The sequence below is a fragment of the Solibacillus sp. NPDC093137 genome (assembly GCF_050280445.1).
GTDB lineage: Bacteria > Bacillota > Bacilli > Bacillales_A > Planococcaceae > Solibacillus > Solibacillus isronensis_B.
This window is the reverse complement of sequence record NZ_JBNNVH010000001.1, coordinates 17,802-32,114: the sequence shown is the minus strand read 5'-3', so window position 1 is coordinate 32,114 and position 14,313 is coordinate 17,802. Positions and strand designations below refer to the sequence as shown.

Genomic DNA, 14,313 nt, shown 5'->3' with positions numbered 1-14,313 from the left:
CCTCCATGAAAAAAGGGGACGCCTTCGTTACGACGTCCTCATTTTTATTTAACTAATCTTAATTTACGTGCAATTTTTGTGAATTTTTCACCTAATAATAATTGGGCTAACCCTAGTCTATAAGAAATCGCGCCATAAAAAATCGCGCCGACCCCTGCACAAATAATTGCATATAGAAGTGCCAATACTTTCGTTTCAGCCGGAGCAATTGCTGTTAAAACAATATGTGTAATCCATACCGCTAAAGCCATTACAATTGTCAAAATAATAATTAATAGAATACGTCGTAAAACAACAGTTGCATTGTAATTTGTCACTTTCCTCAAGACAAAAATATTAATTGCGATTGTTGCTCCATAGCCAATTGCTGTCGCTAAAATAGCTCCATCAACTGACATTAGATGAATAAGCGGTGTATTTAGTATCGTTTTTGTAAGCAAGCCGACAAGTAAACTGAAGATTACCCACTTTTGATAATTGACCCCTTGTAACATAGCAGCTGTAACTGAAAATAAAGCAAAGAAAATAGCAAGCGGTGCGTAGTGGCTTAATACTTGTGTACCCATTTCACTGAAGGAATAGAAGAAATGATATAAATCTTCCGCTAAAATTGAAATTCCGATCGCTGCCGGTACAGTAATAAACAACAGCACTTGGTACGTTTTATCCATCGCACTATGTACTTGGCGCAAATTACCTTCCGTATAAAATTTCGTCACAGTCGGAATGATTGCCATCGAAAAGCCTGTCGCCAAAACAACAGGAATCATAACAATTTTTTGTGTTAACAAGTTAAGCATTGTAAAGTACAGATCATAAATTTCCGCTGGTATTCCACTGGCTGCCATCGCACGGTTAAATGTCAGCAAATCAATAAGCTGGAATAATGAACCACCCAGCCCGACAAACACTACAGGAATCGAATATTTAAAAATTTCTTTGTACATATCCGAATAAGGAAGTCTCTGTTCTCTCGGTGCTACAACCTGTACAGATTTAATCTCCGGACGCAGCTTTTTCCAAAAATAAAACAATGTCAAAAGTCCGCCAAGTGCCCCAATAAATGCGGCAAACACCGAGAAATTAATAGCCGTAATCTCATCACCGTCCATCACATTGACAACGATGAATGCCCCGCCTAGTAAAAAGACGATTCGCACAATCTGCTCGACCAACTGAGAAACAGATGTCGGCAAATAATGTCCGTATCCTTGCAAGTAACCGCGTATCAAACTCATAAACGGCACAACAATTAATGCATAGCTCACCCACTGGATGACATTAGCAACTTGCTCCACAGTAAATGCCTGTTCATCACTATTAATCACTATATTTGCAAGCGGTGTTGCAAGCAGATTCATTAAAATAAACGCTACAATTCCTGTAAGCGTCATCAGTAAAGCACCTGTTTTTACTAGTCTGCGGCCGGCATCAAAATCCCCGAGCGCATTATATTTCGATACGAATTTTGATACTGCTATCGGCAGTCCCGCAATGGCAACACTTAACATAATGTTATAAGGAATGTAGGCGTAATTGTATAAAGCAATATTATCTTCACCTACAATGGCGTAAAACGGGAAAATATAAATTAACCCTAAAAGCTTTGATAGAAACAACCCAATTGTTAATATGGCTGTTCCTTTCATTAATGAAGACATGAAATAACCTACCGTTCTATATGAAATTCTCTCAGTATAACAATTTACTTACAATACGAATTCGTAAAGCAAGTTATTTATTTACATTATTTAACTTCCTTCTTGTGACGGCACTCTCATTAAAAAGTTCCCGTACATTTCCTTTTACAAGTTTACATGTGAAAGACCATTTACTCAAATAGTTTCTTCACTTCGTGTATAATAAGTAAGAGAAAAATCCGTTGAACGAAAAATTATTGCAAAAGAAAGTGAGAAATTATCTATGTATGATGTAATTGTAATAGGAGGCGGTCCATCAGGATTGATGGCAGCAATCGCCGCAGCCGAGCAAAACAAAAAAATACTCCTCCTTGAGAAAGGCTCAAAAGTAGGAAAGAAATTGGCCATATCAGGCGGTGGCCGTTGTAACGTAACAAATCGACTATCAGCGGAAGAAATCATTAAACATATTCCCGGCAATGGACGTTTTTTATATAGCCCCTTTACCGTTTATAATAATGAAGATATTATTGCATTTTTCGAAGGACTTGGCGTGGCATTAAAAGAAGAGGATCACGGGCGTATGTTCCCTGTATCCAACCGCGCACAAGATGTCGTTGATGCACTTGTGAATGAAATGAAACGATTAAAAGTGGAAGTCCGACTACACACGGCAGTTAATAAATTGCTTTTGGATGATGAAAAAATATATGGTGTACGTTTGGAGAGCGGCGAAGAAATCCGTACAAATGCTGTTGTTGTAGCAGTCGGTGGTAAAGCTGTTCCTCAAACAGGCTCAACTGGAGACGGTTATCCTTGGGCAGAACGAGCAGGTCACACGGTTACTACGCTTTATCCGACAGAAGTTCCTGTGACATCAAAGGAACCATTCATTCAATCACGTGAGCTGCAAGGGCTGGCTTTACGCGATGCCGCTGTTTCTGTCTTGAACAAAAAAGGAAAAGTTCTTGTAACACATCAGATGGATATGCTGTTTACGCACTTCGGCTTAAGCGGACCTGCCATTTTACGCTGCAGCCAGTTTATTGTTAAAGAGCAGCTGAAATCTGGCAGCGCGCCCGTACAAGTTCGTATTCAATCATTACCGGAGCATAACGAAGAGACATGCTTCCAAATGTTAAATAAAACAATCAAGGAAGAACCGAAAAAAGCGGTGAAAAACTTATGGAAATCACTAGTTCCAGAACGATGGCTTCTATTTTTAATGGATCGTGCAGGTATTGACGCACAGTTAACAGGCATAGAATTATCTCAGGAGAAGATTCGCTACTTTGCACGTGAACTTGTCGCATTTACGATGGACGTTCACGGTACCCAACCGATCGAAAAGGCATTTGTTACAGGGGGCGGTGTTTCGGTAAAAGAAATAGAACCAAAAACAATGGCCTCCAAGAAAAAACAGGGACTCTACTTCTGTGGTGAGATTTTGGATATTCACGGTTATACAGGGGGTTATAATATTACTTCCGCGCTCGTAACAGGACGAATTGCAGGTATGAGTGCGGGTCAACAGTAACGTTTCTGATTTTAATCGTAAAAATACTAGAACAACTCATCATTCCCTAGTATCATAAGAGGTATGTACACTCAGGAGGATACGGCACGATGAATAATTCTCAAAAAAACCAGACTATGCTTTATTTAGCATCAGATGAGCTAATGCAAACTCATTTATCTTGCACTAAAATAAGCAATCGTAATAAAGATGAATTTACCTTTTCCATTCGTGTTTTTTGTTATGTCGAAAAAAATAACTCCTATGCGAAAAGTGTTCCATTATATTTGATACTCGGCTTAAATAAACAAGGTGTCGGCATGACTTTGGCTGTCGATTTAGTCAATATCCCAAATGTTTGCCCGATGCAATTAAAAAAGATTATTGAACATTTGCAAAAAAGTCCAGCACTATTGCTAATCGTCTGTCAGCAGCTCGATAAAATTGCTTCTTCTTCATCAATTGAAGAGGCCGTGCAAGCAAAACTGGCAAAGCATTTCTTCATTGAAAATGCGCCAAAAGGGATTACTAGCTTTACGACAAACCGTCAGGCAAATGAACTGTACTGGCTCATGCATAAAAATCAAATGATTTCAGATATGGATTCATTTAAATTAGATGGTGAAGGCGGTCATATTGCATTTACTGTTCAGGTTGGCTTTAAACACGATTTTATTATGCAATGCTATGAAGTAGATTGTATGATGCATATGTTTAATGAAGACGAAAAGCTCGGCTATTATTTTGAGCTTTATTTGGATCAGGAAAATTACCATCATCAGCTACTATATGAAACGTTGCCGAATCAGTTCATGGACAACAAAACATTTTTAAATCAGGTTTTGGAAGAAATGAAAAAACGTAACGAAGAACAATACGACGATTATTTGCAGGATTTAATCGAAAAGTTTACAGCGAGCATATAGTAAAAGAGTCAATCCCCAATAACGGGATTGACTCTTTTGTTTATACATATAAGTAAATTGCGAAGAACATCGCGACACTGCCGCCCATAACAAATAAGTGCCAAATTGCATGGTTGTATGGAATGCGGTCATTTTTGTAAAAGTAAGTGCCGACCGTATAGGAAAGCCCACCGATTAATAATGTGGCAAAGCCTGCGATGCCTATATGTGCGAATAACGGCTTGGCAACAAAAATAATAAGCCAGCCCATCCCGATATAAACAAACAGCGACAGTAATTTAAAACGGTAAACAAAAAATTGTTTCAGCACAATACCGATTGTTGCTAGTATCCATTGAACCGCAAAAATCGTCCAACCCAATTTGCCACCAATTGCGACTAATACGATCGGTGTATATGTTCCTGCAATTAATAAAAATATTGAGCTATGATCGAGCTTTTTCAGAAATGTTTTATGTTTCGGCCATGAATGATACATCGTTGAAGCAAAATACAGGCAAAACATTGAAATACCAAAAATAATATAGCTAACAAGCTCTAATGTTGTGCCTTCCTGCTGGGCTTTGTTTACTAACAGCAATGTTGCGGGAATCGTCAGTAATGCGGCAACTCCATGTGTCAGCCCGTTCCAAAATTCTTCCTTTGTACTATATCCACTTTGTTCCATCATGATTTGTGTCATAAAGCCACCTCTTTCATTGTTCAATTATAAAAAATTGTATTTAGTTGTTATAGAAGAACTTGTCATACTTTCCATATGATATTTATCATGGATTTGCTGGAAACTTTCATTTCTGGAGTAATAGCTTTTTAAGGGGTTCTTCCCATAAAAGCTATACCCCCTTCTAACAAAATAAAAAACCCACTGGGAAAAATTTTTCCAGTGAGTTATTGTTCGTTTTACGATTGAATATGACGAGCGATTTTTTCTGTTAGGCGACTCGTAACTTTTGGCAATAATACTTTAATAGCCGGATTTAATACTGCACCCGAAAGACCGCCAGCAGTTACTTCTACTGTACCTGTCATATATGTACCGCCATCTTTCGGCTCGGCTGTAAATTCACCGCCGCCTTTAATATTATCAGATAGCCCTGTAATTTCAAATTTGATTTTAGAAGGCTCAATCATTTCGATAATTTTAATTTCGATTTCAACTTTTTTCTTTAAGCCTTTAAAGTTCCCTTCGAATGTCCAATGTGATGTTTGGGCATCCAGTTCTTTATGCTCTTTGTAAGCTGGAACTAATACAGCCCATTTTTCAATTTTACTTACGAAACCCCATACTTTTTCCTGGCTAACTGGGATTTGTACTGAATGTGATGCTTGTGCCATGTTGTTACACTTCTTTCTTCAATTCATTAAATGTGAACATTTACTATTCTAGTATTACATAGAATTTGGTTACGCAACATAGTTATTTTTGCTCTTCATGCAATATCAAAATAAAAATGCACGGTGATTTCTTTATGAAAACACCGTGCATTAATTTTATTTCACTTATTATTTAACAACGATATTTACTAATTTACCTGGGATGACAATTACTTTCACAACCGTTTTTCCTTCGATAAATTCTTGTACTTTGCTGTCTGCTAAAGCAACTTTTTCTAACTCTTCTTTAGTAATATCTTTTGCAACCGTTACTTTTGCACGTACTTTACCTAAAACTTGTACAACAACTTCGATTTCATCGTCTACTAGTTTCGACTCATCGAATGTTGGCCATGTTGCATACGTAATTGTGCCTTCATGTCCTAAAATTGACCAAAGTTCTTCAGCAATATGCGGTGCGATTGGTGATAAAAGCTTCACGAAGCCTTTTGCATATTCTGTTGGAATTACTTCCGCTTTGTAGCAATCATTAATGAAGACCATCATTTGTGAAATCGCTGTGTTAAAGCGAATGCCTTCATAGTCTTCCGTCACTTTTTTCACAGTTTGGTGATACACTTTTTCCAATGCCGTATCAGAAGAATCCTGAATTTTTGCAGCTAGCTTCCCTTCATCTGTTACGAATAGACGCCAAATACGATCTAGGAAACGACGTGCCCCATCAAGACCGTTCGTGCTCCATGCAACTGAAGCTTCAAGTGGACCCATGAACATTTCGTATAAACGTAATGTATCTGCACCGTGTGAAGCAATAATGTCATCCGGGTTTACTACATTGCCTTTTGATTTAGACATTTTTTCATTACCTTCACCTAGAATCATCCCCTGGTTAAATAACTTTTGGAACGGTTCTTTCGTATGAACAAGTCCTAAATCATAAAGCACTTTATGCCAGAAGCGTGCGTATAGTAAGTGAAGTACTGCGTGCTCTGCACCACCGATATAAATATCGACTGGTAGCCAATGTTTTAATAGTTCCGGATCTGCAAGCGCCTGATCATTTTTCGGATCGATATAGCGCAGGAAGTACCATGATGAACCAGCCCATTGCGGCATTGTATTCGTTTCACGGCGGCCTTTTTTGCCTGTTACTGGATCAACTACATTCACCCATTCTTCAATATTTGCAAGTGGTGATTCACCAGTACCGGAAGGACGGATGTTTGTTGTTTTCGGTAATTCCAATGGCAGCTCTTCTACAGGTATCGTAGTCATTGTGCCATCTTCCCAGTGAATTACTGGAATTGGTTCACCCCAATAACGTTGACGGCTGAATAACCAGTCGCGTAAACGGTAAGTGATTTTCTTTTCCCCTACACCATTTTCCACTAACCAGTCAATAGCCTTCGCAATGCCGTCCGTTTTATTTAATCCGTTTAAGAAGTCCGAGTTAATGTGCGCACCATCACCAGTGAATGCTTCATTCTCGATGTCTCCGCCTTCAAGTACCGGAATAATTTCTAAATTGAACTCTTTCGCGAATTCATAGTCACGCTCATCGTGTGCAGGAACAGCCATTATTGCACCAGTTCCGTATGTTGCCAATACATAATCCGCAATCCAGATTGGCACTTGTTTGCCGTTAATCGGGTTCACTGCATAAGCACCTGTGAATACACCTGTTTTTTCTTTCGCCAAGTCTGTACGTTCCAGATCAGATTTTAACGATACTTTTTCCAAGTATGCTTCTACCGCTTCTTTTTGCTCTGCAGTAGTAATGTCGGCTACTAATTTATGCTCTGGTGCTAATACACAGTATGTCGCGCCAAATAATGTATCCGGACGTGTTGTGAAAACTTCGAAGTTTTTGTCTGTGTTGGCAACTGTGAATTTCACTTGTGCGCCTTCAGAACGTCCAATCCAGTTACGTTGCATTTCCTTAATTGATTCAGGCCAGTCAACATCAACTAAATCATCGACTAAACGGTCTGCATATTTTGTAATACGCAGTACCCATTGTCGCATCGGACGACGTACTACCGGGTGACCGCCGCGCTCAGAAACTCCGTCGATTACTTCTTCGTTTGCAAGTACTGTACCTAATGCTTCACACCAGTTTACTGCCACTTCATCTACATACGCTAAATCCATTTCCACTAACTTAGTGAAAATCCATTGCGTCCATTTGTAGTATGAAGGATCAGTTGTATTAATTTCACGATCCCAGTCATAAGAGAAGCCTAGTTCGTTAATTTGACGTTTAAATGTCGCGATGTTTTTTGCCGTAAATTCAGCCGGGTCATTTCCTGTATCAAGTGCATATTGCTCTGCAGGTAAACCGAATGCATCCCAACCCATTGGATGAAGAACATTGTAGCCTTGCATACGTTTAAAACGAGATAAAATATCTGTCGCTGTATAGCCTTCAGGGTGTCCTACGTGCAGACCCGCACCCGATGGATACGGGAACATATCCAATGCATAAAACTTTGGCTTATCCATTTCATTTTCAGTTTTGAATGTTTTATTGACATCCCAAAACGTTTGCCACTTTTTCTCAATTTGCTGATGATTAAAACTCACAATAATTCCTCCTTTAAATATATTCTTGCTGTGGTTTATGTATTTTAGGCGCATCATCAATGATTTAACAGAATATTTAAAAAATAAAAAAATCCCGTCCCATCTTATGATAAGAAGGGACGAGAGGTATTTTTTACTCCCGCGGTACCACCCAAATTAGTGACGCAGCACTCAGCTTCATTTCTTAACGCGAATACACGGCCATTAGCTACTATTACTTCACTAAAGCAAACTCCGAGGCGAGTTCAACTTGACACTTACCGGCTTCCACCTGCCGCCAGCTCTCTATAAAGTGCGTCCGTTTACTATTCCTCATCACAGTCAATATTATTATTTCATTCATTTTAACGAATTCAACACAAAAGTACAAGTAACTGTTTTATGTTTGTTCTTTTCCTAACGTACGATCAAAGAACAGACATGGAATAATTGCAATGACAATGAGTAGTGATAATATTAGCATCAATATTTGCATGCCATATAAATCTACCATTAACCCGCCAAATACAGGGCCAATCATCCGTCCAATTGTTGATGCACTATTGACAAGCCCTTGATAGAAGCCTTCTTGTCCATGAGGCGCCAATTTATTGGCAATCATCGGAATAACCGGTGTAAAGAACACTTCCCCAAACGTCAAAATGACCATCGCTGCAACAAACATCTTAAAGTCCTGCGCAAAATAAACGACGATATAAGATAGCGACATCAATATGAGACCAAGCACCAGCTGATGTTTTATTTTGTTTTCCCAACGTGTGACAAGCGGTCGGATAATCGGTTGAACTGCAACGATCATGAAGCCGTTGATCGTCCATAATAAACTGTATTCGGACAGACTCATTCCTAACCCTTGTGTATAAGAAGAAATGGTCGCACTCCATTGAGAGTAGCTTAACCAGCAAACGATTAAAGAGATACTTAATATACTGATCGCCACAATCGGTCCCCTGTTTCTTCTTTTTGTCTCATTACCTGAGAACGGTTTAGTTGTCAGTCCCTTCATATCAAAACGCTTATATGTCGTGATGACAAGCACAAAAAATATAGCATAGAAAAATAGATTCGCACTAAATACATAGTCAAACTTAATATCGGCAACAACGCCTGCCAATGCCGGGCCAATTGCGACCCCTACGTTATTTGCCAAAAAAATCGAGTTAAACGCACGGCGACCTCCTTCTGGCCAGGCACTCCCTGCTATCGCATAGATGGCCGGGTACACAATTCCTCCACTAAAGCCCAACATCGTCAAAAATATGATGTATTGCGGCCAATCATGCCAAATGGTCAACAGTGTGATTGACAATAAATTAAATACAACCCCAATTAAAATTGCTTTATAACCACCTAATTTATCAAATAAATAACCACCTACTAGATTACCGAACACACCTGCCAATGAATTTAGCATGAGGACAATTCCAGCTGTAGTTAAAGTTTTCCCTAAATGATCATGGATATAAATGCTATTTAAAGGCCATAAAAATGAATTTCCGACCGTATTTACGAATGTGCCAATAATTAAAAACCATACTTGTTTCGGCAATCAACTTCCTCCTTCAATATTTGCTCAATTTACTAGTTTATTCTTTAACAGGAATTTGTACAAGAAAAAGATTTCTATTAGGACACGATGTTCTGTCCGTGTTAGAATAATACGTTAGAGGAGTGAACAAGGAATGACTGAAACAAATTTCCCTTTCCCGTCAGACGGGAAACGTTATTATACATGGAATCGCTATTTACGAAATGAATTCGGAAAGAAAGTTTACAAGGTTGCTTTGGATGCAGGGTTTGATTGCCCAAACCGTGATGGTACGGTCGCTTTTGGCGGTTGCACGTTCTGTTCGGCAGCTGGTTCAGGAGACTTTGCGGGCAGTAAAGTTGATCCGATTCCGGTACAGTTCGAAAAGATTAAAGCAAAAATGGAGAACAAATGGAAAGATGGCTTAACTATGGCCTACTTCCAAGCGTATACAAATACACATGCTCCACTTGAAGTATTAAAGGAAAAGTTCGAAGCAGCACTTGCCTGTGAAGGAGTAATGGGACTTTCAATTGCAACGCGTCCTGACTGTTTGCCGGATGATGTTGTAGAATATTTGGCAGAGTTAAATGAACGCACATATTTATGGGTAGAGCTAGGACTTCAAACAGTTCATGAAAAAACTGCCAATTTAATTAACCGCGCACATGATTACGCTACATATGTAGAAGGTGTTAATAAACTGCGCAAGCATGGTATTCGAGTTGTGACACATATTATTAACGGATTGCCTTTAGAGGATTACGATATGATGATGGAAACAGCCCGTGAAGTGGCAAAGCTTGATGTACAAGGGATTAAAATCCATCTACTGCACCTTTTAAAAGGAACACCACTTGTGAAGCAATACGAAAAAGGCATGCTGGAGTTTATGGATAAGGATGCTTATATTCAACTCGTGGCAGATCAGCTAGAAATTATTCCCCCTGAAATGATCGTCCACCGTATTACAGGTGATGGCCCAATCGATTTAATGATCGGTCCGATGTGGTCTGTCAACAAATGGGAAGTTCTGAACGGAATTGATGCAGAGCTGGAACGTCGTGGTTCTTACCAAGGGAAGTTTTATAAGGCGGATGTGACAAAATGAAATTAGAACGTGTTCTTCAATATGCCCAAACCTTATTGGAAATGTCAGTTTCCGAGGGTGATATTGCAGTCGATGCAACAGCAGGAAATGGACATGATACACTTTTTTTAGCCAATCTCGTTGGAGATGACGGTTATGTATATGCGTTTGATGTGCAAAAGGAAGCGGTTGATGCAACATTACACCGACTGCTCGATAACGCACTTGAGCATCGGGCAATCGTTTTAAGAGACGGGCATGAAAATGTGGCAAACTATATTCACAAACCTGTTTCAGCCGCTATTTTTAATCTTGGTTATCTGCCAGGCAGCAATCATGAAATTGTAACACAGCCGAACACTACGATCCAAGCGATTGAAAGTTTGTTAAAGCTGTTAAAAGTCGGGGGAATGATCGTTTTAGTCGTTTATCATGGTCATGAAGGCGGAAAAGACGAGCGCGACGAAGTAATTCGCTATGTAAGTGATTTACCGCAAAAACATGTACATGTTCTGCGCTATGAGTTTGTGAATCAGAAAAATGATCCCCCGTTTATCATTGCATTAGAAAAAGTAAAAGAATTTCCGATAGAGGCTAAGTTTTCTTAGCTCTTTTTCTATCTTTAATGAGGTGAAATGATGCGTTTATGGCATACCGAGTTAATCCCTTTTATTCCAAAAAGTCAGTTGCTTGCCCAGTGGCGCGAGTTGAACAGCATTTTCGTGAAGGAAGACAAACATGTATTAATCAATTATATTTATGAATACCCAAAAGAGGATTTATATATTTATACGCAAATTGTTCTGAAGGAAATGCGTGCCAGAAACATTACAATTCGTACGATTGATAAGATGGATCGTTATTTTGCCGATTTTAGTTTGTCTGAATATGCATACTATCCGCCATACAGCCGCCACCATAATGATGAGTATTTAACGATTTGCTACTATAATTTATATGAAAAATATATTCGCGGACAAAAAGATTTTACTACAGAACAATTTGAGGCACTACATCAGTATTATTCCATAAAAAAAGGAGCAGCTTTTTAACTAGCTGCTCCTTTTAATCTATTTATCTATTAATCTTTCTTATATGTCTCCCAGAAATCAGCATTTTTAATTCCGAGTTTTTTCGGATCAAATACTGGGTCTTTTCCTTCTTTTTTCTGTTGCTCATAATCCTTCAATGCAATGAGGGCAGGCTTCATAATGAATAATAGCATAATTACGTTAATCCAAACCGTTAATCCTAAACCAACGTCACCGAATGCCCAAGCTAAATCGGATGTTTTAACTGTTCCGTAAAATGCCGAAGCCAATAATATGAATTTCATTAACAATATCCCGATTCGTCTTGCCTTACCATTAAACATATATGAAACATTCGTTTCAGCAATATAGTAATATGCCATTAAAGTTGTAAAGGCAAAGAAGAACAGTGCAATCGCTACAAACCCCGAACCAAAGTTATTTAAAGATGGGAACGCATCGTTTACCGCTGCTTGCGTAAAGCCTGAATACGTTATTGTCTCATCCATTTTTGCTTCGATCAGCGCTCCATCTTGGCTACCCTCATGGACATTGTATGTACCCATGAATAAAATCATCAGTGCTGTTGCAGAACATACTAGTAATGTATCAATATAAATTGATGCTGCCTGCACTAAACCTTGTTTTGCCGGATGTGATACTTCTGCAGCAGCAGCTGGATGTGCACCAGTACCCTGCCCTGCTTCGTTTGAATAGATAGCACGTTTTACACCCCAGAAAATAGCGCTACCAATCATCCCGCCAAATACCGCATCTGCCGCAAACGCACTGCGGAAAATTAATGCTAACACTTCAGGCACAGCTGTAATATTCAAAATAATAATAATACCGGCTACTAATAAATAGGCTAATGCCATGAACGGAACTAAAATTTGTGCTGTGTTCGCAATACGTTTAACCCCGCCAAAAATAATGACCGCTAATAAAAGAATCGTAATTAGACCAGTAATCCATGGATCAATACCGAATGCGTTATCAACCGCACCTGCAATGGCATTTGCCTGAACACCTGGCATTAAAAACGCAACAGATGCAATCATGGCAACCGCAAAAATAATTCCTAATGCGCGAATTCCCGTTGTTTTTTCAATGTAGAATGCCGGGCCTCCTCGATATTGCCCATCTTTTTTCTCTTTGTAAATCTGCGCCAATGTGGACTCCATGTACGCTGTAGATGCCCCAATAAAGGCTGTAACCCACATCCAGAACACCGCTCCCGGACCCCCAAAAGCAATTGCTGAAGCCGTCCCTACAATATTCCCCGTACCGACACGACCCGACAACGCAATCGACATTGCCTGGAAGGAAGAAACTCCGGCATCGGACTTTTCCCCTGTGAACATTAGCGTGAACATGTCTTTAATAAGCCTGACTTGCGCAAACTTTGTAAGGATAGAGAAAAACAAACCAACGATTAAAATACCATAAATCATGACAGGACCCCATAAAATATTGTTGGCCCATCCTACAAAATCATTCAAGAAATCCATACTATACCCCCTTTGTTGAAATAATGTATTAATTTGAAATTTAGTATATTACAAATATTCGAAAATTTCGATATATTTTTTTTAAAGAAAATAAAAATAAACCTAACAAAGTATGATTTTGTTAGGCTTATCACTATTCAATAATATATCCCAAGTCTCTTAAAACATTATTAATATAATCTATCGTAAATTTAAAAACATCTTCCCTTTCCACTTCAAAATAAAGGCTGTGGAGGCAACCTTTCCATTGCTTATAGTGAAACTCGGAAAGCGTATGTTCTGTTATCCATTTCTTTGATGTACTAATGTCTGTAACTTTATCATTTTCACCTGTCATTAATAATACCGGGATATCCGGGAACTTCAATTCGGGGTTACGGATTGTACGCGTCATCTGCTGCCAGTCGCGATACCATTTTACCGTCACCATACTCGTTAACGGTAATTGTTCTTTCAACTCCATTAATACATCTGTATTCCGGGTAAGATGGTGAGGCTCCAACTCATGTTTCAGCTTAACATTCGATGTAATGGCGCTGAAGCTTGATAAAGCATTCGACAGTTTACCCGGTGCCAGCTTTAAGTTAAACCAAGGGGATGTTAAAACAACACCCGCACATTCTATTTTATTGTTCTGGAGCACGTACGTAGCTATTGCAGCCCCTAGCCCATTTCCGACGATAAAAAGCGGTAAATTATATTCTAGTGCCACTTTCAATAACACTTTTGTATACTTGTAATATTCTTTAAAATCTTCATCATGATACTTTGTATACTTTCCTTGCTCTCCATGTCCCGGCAAATCTCCCATCACAACGTGAAAGTGAGAACTACGGAACTTTTCGATTAACCATGCGTACCACCGATGATGTTCATATGCGCTATGAAGAATAACGACTACGGCTTTTGGTTGTTGCTCTGTTTCCCATTTCCACATGGCCATACTCCTTACATGTAAATTATTTTTATGTCATAAACACGAGACCTTTAATTTTAAATCTGAGTTTTGCCGTGTATCAAAAAATTATGGTATTGCGCCTTCTTTAATATCGGCATCATTATATTACTATTTATTTGTTTAATTATAATACATTCCGATCTAAAAGAAATGTTAATTGAAAAATCTTCACGTTTTGTTACGATATCTATAGAT

12 protein-coding genes and 1 other annotated feature are annotated in these 14,313 nt (G+C 38.9%); of the genes, 5 read left to right on the top strand and 7 right to left on the bottom strand.

Going from position 1 to position 14,313, the window contains the following annotated elements:
• Positions 1-44: 44 nt before the first annotated feature.
• Positions 45-1,661, bottom strand: coding sequence for a putative polysaccharide biosynthesis protein (locus tag ACQKN3_RS00175; RefSeq protein ID WP_251686440.1), 1,617 nt, complete (start codon positions 1,659-1,661; stop codon positions 45-47).
• A gap of 262 nt (positions 1,662-1,923) precedes the next feature.
• Between ACQKN3_RS00175 and ACQKN3_RS00170 the strand changes: the two genes are divergently transcribed.
• Together ACQKN3_RS00170 and ACQKN3_RS00165 are read left to right on the top strand one after the other, a co-directional pair.
• Complete coding sequence (locus ACQKN3_RS00170) at positions 1,924-3,177, top strand: NAD(P)/FAD-dependent oxidoreductase (RefSeq protein WP_427708569.1); 1,254 nt, start codon at positions 1,924-1,926, stop codon at positions 3,175-3,177.
• 89 nt (positions 3,178-3,266) lie between these two features.
• Positions 3,267-4,082 (top strand): cysteine methyltransferase, encoded by an 816-nt coding sequence (locus ACQKN3_RS00165; protein ID WP_251686438.1) that lies wholly within the window; start codon positions 3,267-3,269, stop codon positions 4,080-4,082.
• 40 nt (positions 4,083-4,122) lie between these two features.
• On the opposite strand, the gene trhA is transcribed toward ACQKN3_RS00165, so the two are convergent.
• The 4 genes from trhA to ACQKN3_RS00145 form a co-directional block, all read right to left on the bottom strand.
• Positions 4,123-4,764 (bottom strand): PAQR family membrane homeostasis protein TrhA, encoded by a 642-nt coding sequence (trhA, locus tag ACQKN3_RS00160; RefSeq protein WP_251686437.1) that lies wholly within the window; start codon positions 4,762-4,764, stop codon positions 4,123-4,125.
• A gap of 218 nt (positions 4,765-4,982) precedes the next feature.
• Complete coding sequence (locus ACQKN3_RS00155) at positions 4,983-5,417, bottom strand: CoxG family protein (RefSeq protein WP_427708566.1); 435 nt, start codon at positions 5,415-5,417, stop codon at positions 4,983-4,985.
• 168 nt (positions 5,418-5,585) lie between these two features.
• Positions 5,586-8,000: a leucine--tRNA ligase gene (leuS, locus tag ACQKN3_RS00150; RefSeq protein WP_427708564.1), complete on the bottom strand. Its 2,415-nt coding sequence runs from the start codon at positions 7,998-8,000 to the stop codon at positions 5,586-5,588.
• 112 nt (positions 8,001-8,112) lie between these two features.
• Positions 8,113-8,328: a binding site (T-box leader), on the bottom strand.
• 51 nt (positions 8,329-8,379) lie between these two features.
• The gene (locus tag ACQKN3_RS00145; protein ID WP_427708562.1) at positions 8,380-9,549 is read right to left on the bottom strand and encodes an MDR family MFS transporter; all 1,170 of its coding nucleotides are present in this window, start codon (positions 9,547-9,549) and stop codon (positions 8,380-8,382) included.
• Between the two features lie 133 nt (positions 9,550-9,682).
• Between ACQKN3_RS00145 and ACQKN3_RS00140 the strand changes: the two genes are divergently transcribed.
• Genes ACQKN3_RS00140 through ACQKN3_RS00130 form a run of 3 tightly spaced genes read left to right on the top strand, consistent with a single transcriptional unit; the run spans position 9,683 to position 11,670 of the window.
• The gene (locus tag ACQKN3_RS00140; protein WP_251686433.1) at positions 9,683-10,639 is read left to right on the top strand and encodes a TIGR01212 family radical SAM protein; all 957 of its coding nucleotides are present in this window, start codon (positions 9,683-9,685) and stop codon (positions 10,637-10,639) included.
• Positions 10,636-11,226: a class I SAM-dependent methyltransferase gene (locus tag ACQKN3_RS00135; RefSeq protein WP_427708560.1), complete on the top strand. Its 591-nt coding sequence runs from the start codon at positions 10,636-10,638 to the stop codon at positions 11,224-11,226. Before ACQKN3_RS00140 ends, ACQKN3_RS00135 begins: the two co-directional genes overlap by 4 nt.
• A 30-nt stretch (positions 11,227-11,256) precedes the next feature.
• Entirely contained in the window at positions 11,257-11,670 is a 414-nt protein-coding gene (locus ACQKN3_RS00130) for a pyrimidine dimer DNA glycosylase/endonuclease V (protein ID WP_427708558.1), read from the top strand.
• A 29-nt stretch (positions 11,671-11,699) separates the two neighbouring features.
• Here ACQKN3_RS00130 and ACQKN3_RS00125 read toward each other — a convergent pair whose 3' ends face one another.
• Both ACQKN3_RS00125 and ACQKN3_RS00120 read right to left on the bottom strand, forming a co-directional pair.
• Positions 11,700-13,160, bottom strand: a complete 1,461-nt coding sequence (locus ACQKN3_RS00125; RefSeq protein ID WP_427708556.1) for an alanine/glycine:cation symporter family protein — start codon at positions 13,158-13,160, stop codon at positions 11,700-11,702.
• Positions 13,161-13,293: 133 nt separating this feature from the next.
• Complete coding sequence (locus ACQKN3_RS00120; RefSeq protein WP_251686429.1) at positions 13,294-14,097, bottom strand: alpha/beta hydrolase; 804 nt, start codon at positions 14,095-14,097, stop codon at positions 13,294-13,296.
• Between the last annotated feature and the right edge of the window lie 216 nt (positions 14,098-14,313).